We start from the raw sequence: 16,980 nt of genomic DNA on the forward strand, positions 1-16,980 counted from the left end.
AATTTAGACATTCATAGGAATTAACATGATAAAGGTTTGGCGTTGTCTATTTTTAATGTTGGCGTTTGTGGCATCAGGGAGTTTTGCACAAAGTGTCGATAAAATAGCAGAAGTACAAGACCAGCTAATGCTGGACCTAACAACATTAGAAACAGCGCACGATGCTGAGAAGCCGTTTCTAGAAGATATATTAAGACGAAAGAACCAAGCACTACGTGAAGAGATTTTTTCACAGCTATCGTCCGATAAAAAGGAAGGGCTTGATGTCACTCTTGCTCAGCAGGTTGAACTCTTACAAAAATTGCTGTCATTGAATGAAGTTAAAATCGTTTCAATGAGCAGAGAAAACCGTTCCGCTGAAGGTGATGCTAAAAAACGCCTTGAATTACGCATTCAAAAACGAATCGGAATGATGGATGTCTATTATCAGCAGCTTGCTAAGACATTAGATTGGTCGAAAGAGCGTGATGTTGATGTTGCGGTTCCTGAAGCTGAGCTCAAAACGGCACTTGTTTCTCGTTCTCAATATCTTACTAATGCAATTCTATACACGGATACACAACGTCAAGATTTAGAACGTCGGTTATCTTATGTAAGTGAAGAAGAGAAAGCGACGATTAAAACTGAGCTTGAACGCTTCAGTGAGCGAACCAGTGTCATGGTGGCGAGCTTAGAAGAAACCATCACGCTAATGGAACCGTTTGGCGTTGATGTGACTTCTTACAAGCGTGTGTTACTAGCAACGACAGGCGATATTAACGCTGATGTGTTGGATGTTGATGTTGCGTTGGATCTGTTGGATGGTTGGCTTCGTTCATTCAGTTCATGGGCGTTTGAAAACACCCCTTCATTTATCGTTAAACTCGCTCTGTTTCTCGGTATTTTATACGTAACTCGCCTTATTGCTAACGTGGCTCGTAAGACCGTTCGTAAGAGTGTTTCGCACTCTAAAATGGACTTTAGCGTATTGATGCAGGAGTTCTTCGTATCCATCGCATCTAAAGCGGTCGTGTTTATTGGTTTACTTATCGCTCTGTCTCAAATTGGGATTGAGCTAGCGCCACTATTAACCGGTTTCGGTGTGGCGGGTGTCATTATTGGTTTCGCATTGCAAGACACACTATCTAACTTTGCGTCAGGTTTGATGATCTTGATCTATCGTCCTTATGATGTGGGCGACATGGTTAAAGTGGCCGGCGTTCAAGGCACAGTAAAAGACATGAGCTTAGTGTCGACGACCATTCAAACCATCGATAACCAACGCTTGGTGATCCCGAACAACAAGATTTGGGGTGACGTGATCAACAACATCACTGCAGAACGTGTGAGACGTGTTGATATGGTCTTCGGCATTGGTTACTCAGATGATATCGATAAAGCGAAAGCGGTATTGAACGACATCATTCTTGCGCACCCTCTAGTACTGAAAAAACCGGAGCATATGATCAAGCTTCATACCTTGAATACGTCTTCTGTTGATTTTGTCGTCAGACCTTGGGTTAAGACCGATGACTATTGGGATGTGTATTGGGATGTGACGGAAACCGTGAAGAAACGCTTCGATGAAGAAGGTATCACGATCCCATTCCCTCAACGAGATGTGCATATTTACAATCACGAAGAGAGCTAAGCGAAAGAGTTAGTACGAGAAGTAATTTCGAATAGAGCTATTACGAAAAAAGCTAATACGAAAAAAGCTAATACGAAAAAGCTAAGCATGGCTTAGAGCCATCATTCTTAATGTGATATCAAATGGACGCTGAATAAGCGTCCATTTTTATTGGCTTCCGTTTATATTGAGCTTCATTCTTTTATGTCACTCAACCGCCTTAGAATTACGTTATGATGGGGTAGGCTTAGTTTGGACAGTTGAAAGCGAATGGATGATTCACAGCAAAAAACGAATAGTAGAAATACACCTGTAAGAAAAGCGACCCGAATTGAAAGCGTTATGAACTCTGCGATGTGGCATCTAACCCAGAGAGACATGACGGAAAGCGAGTTGGTTGCGAAGCTCAAAGTGAAAACCGACAATCAAGAATGGATCGATGAAACGTTGAATACTTTGAAAGGCTTTGGATATCTCAAGTCTGACCAAGCGTTTGCAGAACAATTCGTGGAACAAGCTTTTTCTGGTGAATTCGGTTCTCGATATATTGTCGAAAAATTGAAGAAGAAAGGCCTGACCGATTCAGTGATTTCTGATGCAATCCATAAGGTGTCTTTCGAAAAGTCTATTGATGAGCAAACCATCTTGATAGACCGTATCAACCATTACTATACAAGTTTTACCATGAGCCGTGAAAAGCTTGTCGCGACCCTGCAAAAGCGTGGTTTTAGCTACCAGCAGGTGAAGGTAGCGATTGACCAGCACACGCAGTCGCATGAACTGAAAAGTAATATTCAAATTAAGGCAGAGAAAGCTGATTTGGAAAAAGAGGTGCTTAAGTATGCTCGTAAAGGCAAAGGCTTGACTGCTATTCAGCAAGAACTTAGACAGCGACAAATCGACACTAGTGAACTGTCATCGCTCATCGACCGATTGATTAATGAAGAGCAACTGGATTTCTATTCTTCTTGTTTAGAACAGTTGCAGAAGAAATCATATGACCTCAACGATCATAAAGAACGCTCCAAGGCTTATGCGATGCTAAGTCGAAAGGGGTTCTCTTCAGATGAAATCAAATTTGCTCTGAGTGAAGGCAATGAATAACAACCAACATTATGCGTAAAGAGTGTACATAGCCTTGCTTTAACGTGTCGTGTGTAGGTTTTCTGTAAGACCTAGGCCATTGCGTAAGGCGAATTGAATCAGGTCATTGTGGCTGTTTAAATCGAGCAATCCAAGCATTCTGTATTTATGCGATTCTATCGTTCGAGAGCTAAGGTGGAGCTGTTCTGCACACTCTTTTGCACTAAACCCTTGAGCAATGAGAGCCAAAACCTTGGTTTGTTTTTTGGTGAGTAATAATAGCTTATCACTATCATCTGCAAGCCGATTCTCATTTTGTTTTAGTGTCCTCGCTAGCGTTGAGTGCTGCCAATAACAGAGCCAAAGTTCACAGACTAACTTTAAGCGCTGGATGTCTTCGAGGTCGAAGGTGGTTTCGTTGTCGTGAAAGTTAGTAAAAGACAATGCTCCCCAGCGTTGGTTAAACAGCTGCAAAGGAATGATGCAGTGCCATCTTCCCCCTTCTTTATAGATCTTCTTTAACACATAGTTTTTGGTTGAAACGAGTTCGTCACTGGTAAAGGTGAGATATGTTTCATTGGTTTTTAATAGCTTTAGGTAATCAAGGTAGTTACCGCCAACCAAACTTTTCTTATCGACAGGAGGTATGTTTGCTTTGGATACTGAACAAGTTTTCCCGTCTTCAAGTAAGACCATTGAATTCGGATATAGCGTTAAACGATCAATCCCGAACCAATCGAGTACGTCAAAGCTTGCTTCTGACCACGTTGTTTGAAAGTTTTTAGGATCGCTATTAATAAGAGAGGTTGATTGTTTCATTAATAGCTGTTCAAAACTTAGGCTTAAAGCAGACACGTTTTCCCTTTCTCGATACATTCATTAGGTCAATACTCAGAAGATATTCGTTCGAGTGGCTCAGTGCAAGATAAGATTCTTATATATATCATAGGTTCTATTTTTAAGTTTTTTATAACTCTTAGTTCTAGATTGTCGAATGATAAGCAGTACATTTACTGCATTAATTGAACGGTGTTTTTTAATAAGATCGGGCATTTCTATAACCGAGTAAACACTGTGATAAGTTTAAGGACGTTACTGTCTATTTCAGTCTCGATGTTGACCCTTTTTCATTCCGTTACACACGCGAATACCTCTCCAATGTTTGTTTACGCGCAATCTCCAATTCATTCAAATGTGCTTTCAACACAACTTCGCTCTGCTCAGCCTAATCGAGCGGGAACCATTGAATTCAAGTCCTCTTATACCCAAGCCAGTATATGGGCACACACGAGTGCTTATGCTCTCGACTATTATCAAAATCAATCCAATATTGCGATTGAGTGGCAAGCTTCACCTGTCTGGAAAACGGAGCTGGATTACCGAGTTGTGGCTGCAAAAGATAATGGTTTAGACAGTTTTGTTATGGGGTTTCATGACCTGTTCCGCATTGGCCAGAATGGTCGCGATCAAGTGGCGGAAGATCAGTTCACCATGGGTTTTCATAATGCAGGTGTGCACGTATCTGATTTTGAAGGTGATGATTTAACCAACGCGCTGACGTTCTACAATGAACTTCTACTGTATTCTAGAGGGCCAATGTCGTTCTCGGCTGGTGGCTCTTTGTTTTACAACAATGTAAGAAGTGGGCAGTTTGCGAGAACCAGTTTTGAGCAAGGTGTTCAGCTTAACTACAGCTATATCACCCCTAGGCACAGCGTTTTTTCAACCATTGGTCTTGTACATCGAGATAGCGACGTGTATGTCGCTAGTCTTGAAAATTTCAGCGCAAGTTGGGCAATTGGGTATGAGTATCGGTTGAATCAACGCCATAGCTTATTGATTGAATCTCTCAATTTCCAAGGCTGGGCGAGCAATGACCCGGACTTTTCTGAACCTTCTAACGAGGTCGTTTTGGGCTATCGCTACCGTTTCAATCAACTCGCAGTCGAAGCGCTGATGATTGAAAACATCCGTAATATGGATAACAGCACCGATATCGGCTTTACACTCGGATTACGTTTTTCAATATAAACGACACATTAATATATTCTTATTTCATGAAATTCACCAAAGCTATAAAATTTTCAGTAAATTTACGGTATATCAATAACCTGTTTTTTTGAACAATAGCGCCACTCCAAAAGGCCTGACTAACAAGGCCGAATCAATATATAGGTAGTGGTTATCATGAAAAAGACATTAGTAGCACTTGCGATTGCGAGCATTTCAAGTTCAGCTTTCGCTGTAAGCACAAGCAGCCAAAACAGCCAAAACGAAGAAATGTTTGTATTCGATTCAATGCACAAAGATCAATTCTCAGTATCTGGCTCTTTCGGTGTTGGTGGTTACTACGACACGGGCTCTAAAGCTTTTTACGATGACTGGGCTACAGGTCTAACATTGGCTCTTAACTACCGTAACAACCGCGTAGTGGCTTACGTAGAAACAGACTTAATGCTTCAGTACACGACAGACAACAACGTAGCGAGCAATGACTCTGTAAACTACAAGTGGACCAATGGCATCGACACTGGCCCAGCGACTCACGTTGATAAAGCGTGGATCGGTTTTGACACTGGCTACGGTATCGCTTCTTTCGGTTGGGAAAACGACACAGCGCTAGATAAAGTCGATGGCGCGGGTGACAACACATACGAGTTCGGTGCTTCTGCTGGCGATGCGTCAGATGCGTTTAACGTTGTTAAGTTCCAAGGTGCGACTAACGGCATTGCTTACGCGATTTCTTACTTCGAAACCGACGATGATCACAACGATGCAGATAAAGGCGTGAACGGCTACATCGGTATTGAGCAAGAAGTCTTCAATGTATACGCGGGTTACGAAACTCTTGATGATGAAGATAACTACGAAGTTTACACTGTGGCAGGTAACATGAAGCTGGGTTCAATGAAGCTAGGCCTGAACTCTTGGATCGATCAGAACGACGAAATGAAGAACACGGGTTTCTACTTCTCTGGTGGCTACACTCTTTCTGATGACCTAACAATTGCTGCAGGTTACGCATTCAACAACAACGAGGAAGATGGCCTATCAGACGTAGACACTTCTTACATCAACGTTGCAGCAATGTACCGCATCTCTGACAACGCTGACATGGGTATTGATATCAAGCAAGATCTAGAAGGCGCACGTATTGGCGATTCTAACTTGCAATATGATGAAGAGACTCACGTATTCGCAGCAGCTTACTACTACTTCTAAGAACTTGAACTCTTCAGAGTTTAGGAGCTTCTAGGACATTTGATGGTAATGGTGTAATAGCTTGCCCGGTCGTTACACCATGTTCTCTTCTTTTTGCAGTGTAAGCATCCACAGATTGATATGTGGTTTGTCACTCAAGTGCTACGAGTGGAATTATTATCTGGAGAAATGTAATGATTAAAAGCATTACAGCCCAGGGTGTTATTTATGGAAATGATACCCTGTTTACGTGTAAACCGAATCGTAATGGACTATTTGAATTGGCGCGTAAACATGGAAGAGTCGCAGGTACCCGCCCACAAGATCTCAAGAACAAGGTTTATACTGAATCTCTTGATGAAGCTTGGAATCTACTCAAAACAGAGAAGTTTTATATTGTTTTGACGGGGCAAGTATTTGGCATTCATCGAAAATCATTGCGAAGTGCTGATTCTGTTGATGTTGAGTTTGATACTGAAACTCGCTCGACATGTGTCACGGCATAGATCCAACGCTGAATATAAAAAGGACAATAAATTATCGTCCTTTTTTCGTTTGAGTTTTTTGGTTCAACCTTGGTTACAGATGCTCAGCACCCGCTATCGGCCGTATTGCCCAACGATAAAGTGTTCAAACTCGTCACACATCTGATGGTTTGACTTATCATTATTCGCCAACTCGGTGGCCCCATCAACGATCGAAATCTTCGCATTCAAATCAGCAATTGACGCACGTTCTCTTGTCGACAGCTGTTTGATTTTTTGTTCTTCAATCGCCCAAGCTTGCTCTGGTGATAAGTTGCACTCGTCAGCGAGGTATTTGGCGTTAAAACCTTCCCCTGTCAGGCTTTTGATTGTCCCATCATGATTCACGCTATTGCCTTTGTGCCAGTAGTGCTTAGCTAACAAAGGGCCGATTTCTGGGTTATCCGTTAAGTAGCCAAACTTATCGGTGAAATACGCACGAGTTTGATACACCGCCATATGAGCCAGCAGGTAACCTTGATACGCGCAAGACGCTTCATCCGACAATAGATGAGGGATCGCCATTAATGGGCGAGGGCTACAAGCTAATCCAAGAATCGTTTTCTCACTGCTACGAGCAAGAGCGGTGATCTTTTCAGGTGTCAGATCTTCATCCGCCAATTCGTAAAGTGCTCGCTCGAAATATGGAACCACTAAAATGCTGCGTTCTTGATAAGCTCTGAAGGGTTGTTTGTTATCGATGATTGCTTTGATTAACTCGTCAGGTACTGCTTGGCCATCTGCATTAAGCGCGTATTGTTTGAGCCAATCGGCGTCATTCAACAAGCTGTCACAGAACATGGATTGCGTTTCGGCATAAGCCATTGAGGTTGGTGCAAACTCTTGAGAGAAACACGGTGCGTTCATTTTTACGTTAGCAAAATGTGCTGCATGACCACCCTCGTGAAATAGTGTATTGATGCCATCATAGCCGCTGCCAACTTGATCGGGCTTTGCGTTGCTCGTGAAGTTAACTTGAGCCGCTACCCATGTGTCTTGATCGTAGAAAGAAGGGATAGGCCCATGGCAGAAGCCATTAGGGTATTTACCTTTGCGATCAAGCAGATCCAATGTTAATGCCGCTTGAGAGTATTCGATGTTGAGGCGACCAAAAGATTCAATCCAGCGTCGAAGTGATTTTGAGAATGGAACATAAGGATCAAGATCATTCATAACGTCACCTGAAAAAGAGTAGGTAAAGTTATGGGCTTGAAGTGCATTCTCGCCTTTCTGCTCAGCCAAATTGGCTAGACTTTGCTGATGGCTATCGCGTGTACGTGCTTCGAAGTCGTCAAGAATCGTAAACAGCTGCTCTGTCGTCATCTGTTCGGTTTTAACCACCGAGTAATCAAAGAAGGTTTTAAAACCCAGTGATTGAGCAAATTGGTTACGTTTTTTGATTAGTTCAATGAAGCCGTTAGCCAGCAGCCACTGTTCTAAATCTAATAGTGCTTGATGTGCAGAAAGCCTAACTTGTTCATTACCATTACTTCTAACGGCTGAACCTAAAACGGGCAGCGACCCTTCTGTTTCGTCGCCTGTTTCATTTACATAAGTCATCACATGGTTTTGTTTTTTCTCAAACAGTTCAGCCTCAAACTTTATGAGTTCGGCTTTGAGCTTCTGTGACTGTTCAGACTCAATAGCGTGAGATCTAAAGGTCGCTAACCAACCATTCAAGCCTGTCAGTGTACTCTCTTTTTCTAGGGGATCTTGAATTTTATCGATAGCAGCGAGTTGAGTTTCGATAGCAGCAATCTGTTCGGCAGAGCTTAGAAATTCAGTCCACTGAGTCTGCGCGAGTGTCGAGCCATCGTGGTCGTCACTGATCCCCATATATGTATCCCAAAAGAAGTCTTCTTTCGCTTTATGAGTCGCAAGATACTTTTGATTCAATTGGTTGAGATAGTTCGTTGCAGTCATGACATTCCTTGAAAATTAACCAGTAATTTCAACATTATGACACATTCACTGAATGTATTTTGTGATGTTGCATATAACGGAATGTAAATTACATGGCTATCAAGCCGTGTTGAAGCAATATGGTTTCATCAGCTTGCCGCCAGAAGCTATTCAGCGTAACAAAGTTAGATTATCGCTTGAAGAGCCAGCAATAGAAGGTGGCTACAAGTAATTAGTATGACGTATTGTGTGTGATTAGTCGGAATGGTATTGTTAGTTCCGTAATGGTTCTCAACGTGACGGATTACGTTATTCGGCGATAGAATTTATCTAGCGGGCATGCATGCCCGTTTTTTTTCGCCTAAAATTTGTGCCTTGAGCGGTTGTTTGTTGATTGGTCACGTATAATGGGCGCTTCATACCGCGCGAATAAGCACAATTAATGAGAACTCTTCCTGTCTTAATCCTACCTTTGTTATTGGTTCTGAATACCCTTTCATTCTCTGCGCAAGCGAGTGAAAGCTGGTGGTTGCGAACGGTATTCAATAGCAGCCCAACTCAACCGAGTTCTCAAAACTATATTAACGATATCGATCTTATGGATTGTGGCGAAGTTGAAGGCACTCTGTTGTGCAGTGACCTCACTCAATATTACGATTTGGATGTTTATGTTGAACTGGAGTTGGGTGACTCAAGCGTCGAAGTGGTTCGCTTAAGCCTGCCATATTCAAATTTGAGTTACACAAAACTTCAAGCCTACCTTCGCCAAGATGGCTTTGCTCTCAGCTCAATTCGTATTGGAGAGGATGAGTTCGATGTGGTCGCTCAACTCGAACAAGCGAAACATGAGGGAGTTGGTTACGACAAGGTAGATAAACAACTCGTCGAATTCATCAATGCACCACATCATTCCTCTGAGCAAATGAGTTTATGGAATGTGCCTAGTTCTTCCTCATCTTTTTCTGGTTCTTCAGTTCCTTGGATTCAGCTGCATAGTGATGGTGAAAACTTAATGGTTGAACTAAATCGTCTTTAATTGCTCAAATTTATAGATAGTTTCGTCATTCATTAGAGTAAACAGGCCTTTCAGAAGAACGGCTGAGGGGCAGACAGCAAGCTATTATTGATTTTAGTGTTCGTTTTTCTGCGGCTCTCACATTTTTTAGTAAGCGTGTACCTTTGTCATTTGTTATACGTTGAGCCTTCGGTAAAACGCGCTTAGGATACGTTCAGTATTGATAAAGGAGACAACCCATGGTTGCAAGAGTAACGACAGCGCCACAAGGCCCAGAACTCTCTGAGTTGGTGCAAGGATACTGGCGTACAGCAGAATGGGGTATGACCTCGCAACAACGCCTGACTTTCCTGAAGCAGCACATTGATCTTGGCATCACAACTGTTGATCACGCGGATATTTACGGCAACTACCAATGTGAAAAGTTGTTTGGTGAAGCATTGGCGCTTGAGCCAAGCCTTCGTGATGATATCCAAATCGTCACCAAGTGCGACATCAACTTGTGTGGTGACCACACTCCTGATCGCAAGATCAATCACTATGACACCAGCGCGCATCATATTTACCAATCAGTAAATAACTCTCTAGAGCGTTTGGGTGTAACCGAACTCGATGTATTACTGATTCATCGCCCAGATGTACTGATGGATGCGGATGAAGTAGCAGAAGCGTTCGCTGAACTGCATAAGGTCGGCAAAGTTAAGCACTTCGGTGTCTCTAACTTTTCACCGCGTCAGTTCGACTTATTGCAATCTCGACTAGGTAAGCCACTGGTGACAAACCAAGTTGAAATCAACCCATTGAACTTCGAAGTGGCTCATGATGGCACGTTGGATCAACTACAGATGAACCGTATTCGTCCAATGGCGTGGTCTTGTCTAGGCGGTGGTAGCATCTTCAGTGGTGATTCAGCACAAGCGATTCGCGTTCGTGATGAGCTAGAGGCGATTCGTCTAGAAGTGGGTGCAGACAGCATTGACCAAGTGATTTACGCTTGGGTTCGTCGTTTACCATCTAACCCAATTGCAATTATTGGCTCAGGTAAGATTGAACGCGTGAAGACGGCGGTTGATGCACTGACAATCGAGTTGACTCGCGAACAATGGTATCGCCTATGGGTTGCTTCTAAAGGTCACGGTGTGCCATAGGCAGCGATTCAAAATAGAAGCAAAAGCCAGCTAACAAAGCTGGCTTTTTTGTTTTGATACGGGTTTATTAATCTCTAAAATGGGTATTTTCGAAACGGCTCATTGCGAATAGCTATTTGTCGTATGGCGGGGGAGTAGCAACTGGGTACTCTAATAGTTCATCTGCCCAAGTAAATCCGCTCGACAGGTTTTTTGTCCCTGACACCATAGTGCCATCAACTGCATTGTAAAGTAGATAAGGTGCGTTACTTAAATCACCTTCAATGTTGTAGTAGTGGCAGTATGAAAAGTATGTCGATCTTTGATGGATGAAAACTTGATAGCCACCGTCACGAGCGGCCAACAAGTCGCTTTCGCTAACCCTTTCTCCATTTTTCCAACCACCGTTACCAAAATTGATATCTTCGAAGTGATCACTGTTGACGACGTCTTGGAAAAGCTCGTAGCAGCCTCTCGCGTTGTTGATATCTCTGCGCACCCCTGCATTGCTATTACGAACAGGGTAACAGCTTCCTGAAAAGTTAGAATAGATACCATCAATATTGAAATCTGAAGTGTTTTGTCCTTGTAGCTCAGAGACATCTCCACCTCTCGCTAGACAAGCGCCTTGATAGATTTCGGCACCAGCACGGAAGTTATCAAATAGTGCTCGGCTAGTCGCTTCTCTTGCATCATCCGCAATAGACAAAAAGCGTGGCGCTGCGACCACAGCGATAACGGCAAGTATGACAATAACGACAATCAGCTCCAATAGTGTGAAGCCTTTTCGTAATGACGATTTTTTCATACTGACAAATCCTAAGGGGTAAATTGCATCTTTATAGTATCCTGTATTTAATGGCTGATTAACACTGCTAACCGATAAATATTTGTTATGGTTGTTTGTTTCTTCAAAACTGTGATTAAGGTGGAATAATTTTCAAAAACACTCATAATGCACTCTGTTTTTCACCAGTTGGATATTTCCATTGAGCACTTCAAAATTCTCTTCAATCGCCCTTAAACCTGAGCTTCTAAATACGTTAGATTCTCTTGGTTATACTGAAATGACGCCTATTCAAGCGTTGAGTCTTCCTACTATTCTGGATGGCAAGGATGTTATCGGTCAGGGTAAAACGGGTTCAGGTAAAACAGCTGCTTTTGGTTTAGGCGTGCTGCAGAACCTACGCGTTAAGCGTTTCCGTGTTCAGTCTTTAGTGTTATGTCCGACTCGTGAGCTTGCAGACCAAGTAGCAAAAGAGATCCGTACTCTTGCTCGTGGCATTCACAATATTAAAGTGCTGACACTATGTGGCGGTATGCCAATGGGCCCACAAATTGGTTCATTAGAGCATGGCGCACACATTCTTGTGGGCACGCCTGGTCGTATCCTGGACCACCTAGAGAGAGAGCGTATTGACCTGTCTGAGTTGAACACACTTGTGTTAGATGAAGCCGATCGCATGCTGGAAATGGGTTTCCAAGATGCACTAGATGCTGTTATTGAAGCAGCACCAAAAGATCGTCAAACGTTATTGTTCAGTGCAACTTTCCCTAAACAGATCAAATCTGTTGCAGACCGCATCATGAATAACCCTGAAATGGTGAAGGTTGAATCAACGCACGATCACTCAAGCATCCAACAACACTTTTATAAGGTTGAAGGTACTGAAGCTCGTGATGACGCACTAGAGCTAATGCTTCTTCATCATCAACCAGAGTCAGCGGTTGTGTTCTGTAATACTAAGAAAGAAGTACAGAACGTAAATGATGAGCTAAGCCACCGTGGTTTCAGTGTTATCGAGCTTCATGGCGACATGGAACAGCGTGAACGTGACCAAGCTTTGGTTCAGTTCTCAAACAAAACCATCTCTATCTTGGTTGCAACCGATGTTGCCGCTCGTGGTCTTGATGTTGATAACCTAGATGCTGTGTTCAACTTTGAGTTGTCTCGCGATCCTGAAGTACACGTGCACCGCATCGGTCGTACTGGTCGAGCAGGAAGCAAAGGTGTCGCAATTAGCTTCTTTAGCGAAAAAGAGATGCACCGTGTTGCTCAAATTGATGAGTACATGGATATGCCAATCGAACCATCTCAGTTGCCAGCTAAACCAATCGCTAAGCCGTACTACTCAAACATGGTAACCATCCAGATTGATGGTGGTAAGAAAGCGAAACTTCGCGCAGGCGATATCCTTGGTGCGTTGACAGGCCAAGGCGGTATTGATGGTAAGTCAGTAGGTAAGATCAACTTGTTCGCGATGCGTGCTTACGTTGCTGTAGAAAGATCAATGGCTAAGAAAGCATTAGGTAAAATCGAATCAGGTAAAATGAAGGGTCGTCAATTCCGTGCCCGAATTCTGAAGTAATTCGAGATTGTCTCCCTTTACTGCTAAGTCATGCTAGTGATAATGCAGTAAAGGGTTTTCCACAGCCAGTAACGTATCAAACGTTTATTCATCAGGTCTGATCGAATAGAAATCGTTGATATGTCTTCCTTCGCTAAGATACCAAGTCATCGCTTCCTGTCGATTATTAGCGGATATCGTAATTGTGGTTAGTCTTCCATCGTCAAAATAACAAAGCTCGTACTCTAACTCGCTTGTATAATGAGGAGTAGCGGCCATAGCTTACCTCCCAAATATTAATCATTTGAAAATAAATAAACCATTCGTTTATAGGTTTCGTTTACATCAAATGAGCAATAAAAATCAAGTTACATCACTGCCATTAATTATTTTTAGTTTAATCATTTGCCGAAATAGCTAGATTAGCAAGTCTGAGTCTCAATTTATCTCAAAGTTTTTACAGCCACTGCTTATTAAGGCTACTTTTATAAGAGCTAGAACGAGCGTTATAAGAACTAGAGCTAACCTTAAAAGGGTGAGTTAATGGATTGTGGATTTGCTGAATATCGTGAGAGGGTTAAATGAGAAAGTGTCGATGGTTAGTCTTATTAGTCTGTTTTGTATTCGCTGGTTGCGGGACTAAATTTGCCTACAACAATATAAGCTGGTTTGCGGTTAGCTATATTGAAGACTTTGTTTCTCTATCCAACAGTCAAGAATCAGAGCTCGAAGAACGCCTCGACTTATTACAGCAATGGCACAAAGAAACCCAACTTCCGCTGTATATGTCGCAACTGCAAGCGATTCAAAATCTAGACCGTTCTGATATGAATTCTGCTTTTATCATTGATCAAAGTGAACAAACTAAAAATCATATTCGCTCGATCGTTAATAAGTTCGCTCCAGATATTTACGCGTTAAGTATGCAGCTTACCCCAGAGCAAGATAACGAATTCTTAAAGAACTTTAGGGAAAAGCAGCAAGAGTATTACGAAGAAAGATTATCATTGAATGATGAAGATTCGAGAGAACGTTATCGAAGTCGAATTGAAGATCGGTTAGAGCGATGGCTCGGGTCGGTATCGAAAGAGCAAAAAACGATTATTTTGACGTGGTCTCAAGAGTGGGTAAATACTAACGACAGCTGGCGACAATATCAAAATAATACGTATCAAGACCTAACGACACTTATGCTGAAGAAGACCGATTTACATATTGCACAGCCAATTATTATGAAGCTACTTTTGAACAATGAAGATTATTATCCGCAAGAGCTGGAGTCTAAGCTTGATAAGAATATGCAGACATCAGCGAAATTCTTGGTGGATATCGCGGCAGCGAGTAGTGATAAGCAATGGTCTTATTTCATGAATGAGTTAGAGAGCCTCAAGTCAACGCTGGTGACACTGCAGGAGTAGGGTAGCTATATTAAGGCTAGTGACTGTTTGCTACTAGCCTTCTGACAAACCCCAAACCGAATGCAGAGAGTTAGCCTCTATTACTCATCAGCAGCTTTGGAATCGAGCTTTTAGCGGTCTTAGATATTTTCTGCATCAATTGAAAGCTCGGCTGTTGAATACCGTGATCACTTTGCAGTTCATCAATCATCAATAACCATAACCGTGCTGTCATTTCTGAATCGGCTAACGCTCTGTGGAAAGTACCGTCGTTGTCGATATTTTTGAAACGCACAAGGTCGCCTAACTTATGAGTCGGTGCGTCTTGGATTAGACGACGAGCGATCAACATTGAGCAAGCGAACTTGCCTGTGTAGTCTCGGCCAATAAAGTCTAATTCCGCATCGAGAAAGCGCTTATCAAACGACGCATTGTGAGCAACAAGTTGGCTGCCTTGGATAAAGTCTGCAAACTCATCCATCACTTCACTGCAACTGGCCGCTGTGCTTAACATACGGTTACTGATCCCGGTATAGCTTTCAATGAATCCACTAACGCGAAATCCCGGGTTCATGAGCTGCTGGAAGGTGTCGACGACTTCGCCATTCACGAGTTTAACCGCACCGATTTCAATCGCTCGGTCACCCATGTTTGGTGATAAGCCTGTGGTTTCGAAATCGAGAACGATAACGGAGTCTGCGGAGTTTGGAGCCATCGTGTTTCCTAATACTATTTGGTTGTATCGCTTTATATGGGGCGCTTAGTGTTGCTATGGGTCAATCTATTGCGTGTTGTTGTTCTATTGCGTGTTGCTACTGATAGTGAGCTCAGTGTAACCCGTTGAATCGTCATGCTCTCTGTTGAAGGTCAAAGTACCGTAGCGGTGAACAATCAATTCAGCGGTGGTTGCGATAATCGTCTCTTCAAGCAAATGCCCACCAATCACATTTCCATTTTCATCAGCAACCGATATATGAACATGCTGGTGGTTTGGGGTTAGCGTTGCCATAAGCGACACAATTTCGAACGGAGCTGTGATTAGCTTGGTGTTGTTTGCATTAGCCAGACGAATATTGAGTTGAGAAACACACCCGACACAAGACGCGATAGAGCCCGCTGAGATATTGTGCGCTGTCACTAGCTTTTGGATCTCAAGCTTTAGGTCTTGGCCTCGGGTTAATCTCGTTGCGATAGGAGTGATCATCTTATTGCCTCAGTTTTATTTGTATTTCAAAGAACAAAACGAAGCCACATTGGGCTTCGTCTTATTTTTGTTTTGGCTAATGCGGACTTTCGCATTTTCTAAATCTGAAATTACTCAGGTTGCTGCAGATCTCTTTTCTTTTTAGGCACGAAGTTCAATACAGAGATTGGCACTTCTTTGCGTGGTTCGAAACCTTCAATAACGCGACGCTCAATCAAGTGACCAAGACGTTTTTCGATAATGCACAGGTTCTTGAAGTTGTCTTTCGATAGGAAAGAGATCGCTTCACCAGACGCATCAGCACGGCCTGTACGACCAATACGGTGTACATAGTCATCCGCTGGGAATGGGATGTCGTAGTTGACTACGCGGCTTAGGTTATCGATATCGATACCACGAGCAGCAACCCCAGTTGCTACTAGATACTTTAGTCGACCTTTTTTGAAATCAGCCAGAATCTTTTCACGAATCGCTTGGCTACGTCCACTGTGGAAAGCTTCCGCTTCGATACCACGCTTTTCAAGTTGAGCAACTAGCTTAGCCGCGCCGTGTTTGGTCTCGATAAAGATAAGCGCTTGGTCCCATTCACCGTCAGTGATCATGTGGCTTAATAGCGCAGATTTGCGGTCTTTATCGACGGTTACCAACCATTGCTCAATGTTCGCTTTAGAAGCGTCAGTTTTGGCAATTGAAATCTCTTCCGCTTCACTGATTGCGCTTTTCGCTAGCGCACGCACTGGCGTTGATAGCGTTGCTGAGAACAACAGGTTTTGAATGTTTTGTGGCAAACGTGCGATGATCTTGTTGATGTCTTCGATGAAACCCATGTCTAGCATGCGGTCGGCTTCATCAAGAACCAGAACTTCAACTTCATCAAAGTGAACGGCACGTTGTCCGTACATATCGATCAAACGACCTGGTGTTGCCACAAGAATATCAACGCCTTCAATAAGACGATCTTTCTGGTGTTGGTAAGACACGCCACCGTACATCGCTAATGATGTCAGGTTTAGGAATTTCGCGTACTTAGTAATGTTCTGTTCAACCTGAATCGCAAGCTCGCGAGTTGGTGTCAGAATAACAGCACGAATGCGTTTTTTACGTTGTGTTTCACCTTTACTTAGCATTTCTAAGATAGGGAGAACAAAGCTCGCAGTTTTACCTGTACCTGTTTGTGCAGCAGCAATAAGGTTCTTACCAGAAAGCACAATCGGAATTGCTTTTTCTTGAATAGAGGTTGGCTTTTCATAGCCTTGTTTTGCAACGGCTTTAACAATAGGTGAGCTTAATCCAAGCTTGGAAAATGGCATAAGTTTCTCGGTATGATTTGGCTAAATAGCGATGGAAAGGTTCAACAATCTTATACAAGGATAAGATTAATGGCGGCATTCTACCATGTTGCTTGTGTACTACTAGGGCATGTTGATCTTTCGAGCTAATTTTTGCAGCGAGTTGCTGGGTATTTATACAAGGCAGAGGCTTTGATGTGTAGCTAGCCTACATGAGAAGCCGATAACGTAGTAGAAATGACCAGCAAACGCTGCCCGAAGGGTTCGGCTAAAAGCGTTTT

General features: G+C 42.9%; 16 protein-coding genes and 1 pseudogene. 10 read left to right on the top strand and 7 right to left on the bottom strand.

Annotation, left to right across the window (positions count from 1 at the left end; all coding sequences use genetic code 11):
* Positions 1-25: 25 nt before the first annotated feature.
* Both AACU28_RS03060 and AACU28_RS03065 read left to right on the top strand, forming a co-directional pair.
* The gene (locus AACU28_RS03060) at positions 26-1,630 is read left to right on the top strand and encodes a mechanosensitive ion channel family protein (RefSeq protein ID WP_108118032.1); all 1,605 of its coding nucleotides are present in this window, start codon (positions 26-28) and stop codon (positions 1,628-1,630) included.
* A 249-nt stretch (positions 1,631-1,879) separates the two neighbouring features.
* Positions 1,880-2,713 (top strand): regulatory protein RecX, encoded by an 834-nt coding sequence (locus AACU28_RS03065; RefSeq protein ID WP_121602310.1) that lies wholly within the window; start codon positions 1,880-1,882, stop codon positions 2,711-2,713.
* 39 nt (positions 2,714-2,752) lie between these two features.
* On the opposite strand, the gene AACU28_RS03070 is transcribed toward AACU28_RS03065, so the two are convergent.
* A complete protein-coding gene (locus tag AACU28_RS03070; protein ID WP_121602311.1) occupies positions 2,753-3,547 on the bottom strand; it encodes a response regulator transcription factor in 795 nt (264 codons plus the stop codon).
* Between the two features lie 258 nt (positions 3,548-3,805).
* Between AACU28_RS03070 and AACU28_RS03075 the strand changes: the two genes are divergently transcribed.
* The 3 genes from AACU28_RS03075 to AACU28_RS03085 all read left to right on the top strand — a co-directional run bounded on the left by AACU28_RS03075 (position 3,806) and on the right by AACU28_RS03085 (position 6,399).
* Complete coding sequence (locus tag AACU28_RS03075) at positions 3,806-4,723, top strand: DUF3187 family protein (protein ID WP_409122113.1); 918 nt, start codon at positions 3,806-3,808, stop codon at positions 4,721-4,723.
* A gap of 156 nt (positions 4,724-4,879) precedes the next feature.
* A complete protein-coding gene (locus AACU28_RS03080; protein ID WP_029406346.1) occupies positions 4,880-5,914 on the top strand; it encodes a porin in 1,035 nt (344 codons plus the stop codon).
* A 173-nt stretch (positions 5,915-6,087) separates the two neighbouring features.
* Complete coding sequence (locus tag AACU28_RS03085; RefSeq protein ID WP_029406345.1) at positions 6,088-6,399, top strand: hypothetical protein; 312 nt, start codon at positions 6,088-6,090, stop codon at positions 6,397-6,399.
* Between the two features lie 93 nt (positions 6,400-6,492).
* On the opposite strand, the gene AACU28_RS03090 is transcribed toward AACU28_RS03085, so the two are convergent.
* Positions 6,493-8,340 carry a M3 family metallopeptidase gene (locus AACU28_RS03090; protein ID WP_121602313.1) on the bottom strand — a complete coding sequence of 616 codons (1,848 nt, stop codon included), beginning with the start codon at positions 8,338-8,340 and terminating at the stop codon, positions 6,493-6,495.
* A 100-nt stretch (positions 8,341-8,440) separates the two neighbouring features.
* On the opposite strand from AACU28_RS03090, the pseudogene AACU28_RS03095 reads away from it, so the two are divergent.
* The 3 genes and pseudogenes from AACU28_RS03095 to AACU28_RS03105 all read left to right on the top strand — a co-directional run.
* Positions 8,441-8,551, top strand: a pseudogene (locus AACU28_RS03095) (PstS family phosphate ABC transporter substrate-binding protein); the annotation flags it as partial.
* A gap of 210 nt (positions 8,552-8,761) precedes the next feature.
* The gene (locus AACU28_RS03100) at positions 8,762-9,355 is read left to right on the top strand and encodes a hypothetical protein (protein ID WP_065608251.1); all 594 of its coding nucleotides are present in this window, start codon (positions 8,762-8,764) and stop codon (positions 9,353-9,355) included.
* A gap of 218 nt (positions 9,356-9,573) precedes the next feature.
* Positions 9,574-10,482 (top strand): aldo/keto reductase, encoded by a 909-nt coding sequence (locus AACU28_RS03105; RefSeq protein ID WP_121602314.1) that lies wholly within the window; start codon positions 9,574-9,576, stop codon positions 10,480-10,482.
* 112 nt (positions 10,483-10,594) lie between these two features.
* Here the strand turns inward: AACU28_RS03105 and AACU28_RS03110 are convergent, their stop codons facing one another.
* Positions 10,595-11,269 (bottom strand): prepilin-type N-terminal cleavage/methylation domain-containing protein, encoded by a 675-nt coding sequence (locus tag AACU28_RS03110; RefSeq protein WP_121602315.1) that lies wholly within the window; start codon positions 11,267-11,269, stop codon positions 10,595-10,597.
* 181 nt (positions 11,270-11,450) lie between these two features.
* Between AACU28_RS03110 and dbpA the strand changes: the two genes are divergently transcribed.
* Complete coding sequence (dbpA, locus tag AACU28_RS03115; protein WP_004731781.1) at positions 11,451-12,830, top strand: ATP-dependent RNA helicase DbpA; 1,380 nt, start codon at positions 11,451-11,453, stop codon at positions 12,828-12,830.
* Between the two features lie 84 nt (positions 12,831-12,914).
* Here dbpA and AACU28_RS03120 read toward each other — a convergent pair whose 3' ends face one another.
* A complete protein-coding gene (locus AACU28_RS03120) occupies positions 12,915-13,088 on the bottom strand; it encodes a hypothetical protein (protein ID WP_017077429.1) in 174 nt (57 codons plus the stop codon).
* Positions 13,089-13,390: 302 nt separating this feature from the next.
* Between AACU28_RS03120 and AACU28_RS03125 the strand changes: the two genes are divergently transcribed.
* Positions 13,391-14,227, top strand: a complete 837-nt coding sequence (locus AACU28_RS03125; protein ID WP_121602316.1) for a DUF6279 family lipoprotein — start codon at positions 13,391-13,393, stop codon at positions 14,225-14,227.
* A gap of 70 nt (positions 14,228-14,297) precedes the next feature.
* On the opposite strand, the gene AACU28_RS03130 is transcribed toward AACU28_RS03125, so the two are convergent.
* From AACU28_RS03130 to AACU28_RS03140, 3 genes are all read right to left on the bottom strand, one after another.
* On the bottom strand, positions 14,298-14,921 hold the full coding sequence (locus tag AACU28_RS03130; protein WP_017090133.1) for a 3'-5' exonuclease: 624 nt from the start codon (positions 14,919-14,921) through the stop codon (positions 14,298-14,300).
* Between the two features lie 84 nt (positions 14,922-15,005).
* Positions 15,006-15,410 carry a PPC domain-containing DNA-binding protein gene (locus tag AACU28_RS03135; RefSeq protein ID WP_121602317.1) on the bottom strand — a complete coding sequence of 135 codons (405 nt, stop codon included), beginning with the start codon at positions 15,408-15,410 and terminating at the stop codon, positions 15,006-15,008.
* Between the two features lie 110 nt (positions 15,411-15,520).
* A complete protein-coding gene (locus AACU28_RS03140; RefSeq protein WP_121602318.1) occupies positions 15,521-16,720 on the bottom strand; it encodes a DEAD/DEAH box helicase in 1,200 nt (399 codons plus the stop codon).
* Positions 16,721-16,980: the final 260 nt, after the last annotated feature.

The sequence above is a fragment of the Vibrio sp. SBT000027 genome, assembly GCF_963894355.1.
In the GTDB taxonomy this organism is placed as follows: Bacteria; Pseudomonadota; Gammaproteobacteria; order Enterobacterales; family Vibrionaceae; genus Vibrio; species Vibrio splendidus.

Bases quoted from the DNA above. Each gene is read 5' to 3' on its own strand.
- AACU28_RS03080 (WP_029406346.1), top strand. From the start codon at position 4,880: ATGAAAAAGACATTAGTAGCACTTGCGATTGCGAGCATTTCAAGTTCA.
- AACU28_RS03090 (WP_121602313.1), bottom strand. From the start codon at position 8,340: ATGACTGCAACGAACTATCTCAACCAATTGAATCAAAAGTATCTTGCG.
- AACU28_RS03140 (WP_121602318.1), bottom strand. From the start codon at position 16,720: ATGCCATTTTCCAAGCTTGGATTAAGCTCACCTATTGTTAAAGCCGTT.
- AACU28_RS03075 (WP_409122113.1), top strand. From the start codon at position 3,806: ATGTTGACCCTTTTTCATTCCGTTACACACGCGAATACCTCTCCAATG.
- AACU28_RS03135 (WP_121602317.1), bottom strand. From the start codon at position 15,410: ATGATCACTCCTATCGCAACGAGATTAACCCGAGGCCAAGACCTAAAG.
- AACU28_RS03110 (WP_121602315.1), bottom strand. From the start codon at position 11,269: ATGAAAAAATCGTCATTACGAAAAGGCTTCACACTATTGGAGCTGATT.
- AACU28_RS03060 (WP_108118032.1), top strand. From the start codon at position 26: ATGATAAAGGTTTGGCGTTGTCTATTTTTAATGTTGGCGTTTGTGGCA.
- AACU28_RS03130 (WP_017090133.1), bottom strand. From the start codon at position 14,921: ATGGCTCCAAACTCCGCAGACTCCGTTATCGTTCTCGATTTCGAAACC.
- AACU28_RS03085 (WP_029406345.1), top strand. From the start codon at position 6,088: ATGATTAAAAGCATTACAGCCCAGGGTGTTATTTATGGAAATGATACC.
- AACU28_RS03065 (WP_121602310.1), top strand. From the start codon at position 1,880: ATGGATGATTCACAGCAAAAAACGAATAGTAGAAATACACCTGTAAGA.
- AACU28_RS03100 (WP_065608251.1), top strand. From the start codon at position 8,762: ATGAGAACTCTTCCTGTCTTAATCCTACCTTTGTTATTGGTTCTGAAT.
- AACU28_RS03105 (WP_121602314.1), top strand. From the start codon at position 9,574: ATGGTTGCAAGAGTAACGACAGCGCCACAAGGCCCAGAACTCTCTGAG.
- AACU28_RS03120 (WP_017077429.1), bottom strand. From the start codon at position 13,088: ATGGCCGCTACTCCTCATTATACAAGCGAGTTAGAGTACGAGCTTTGT.
- AACU28_RS03125 (WP_121602316.1), top strand. From the start codon at position 13,391: ATGAGAAAGTGTCGATGGTTAGTCTTATTAGTCTGTTTTGTATTCGCT.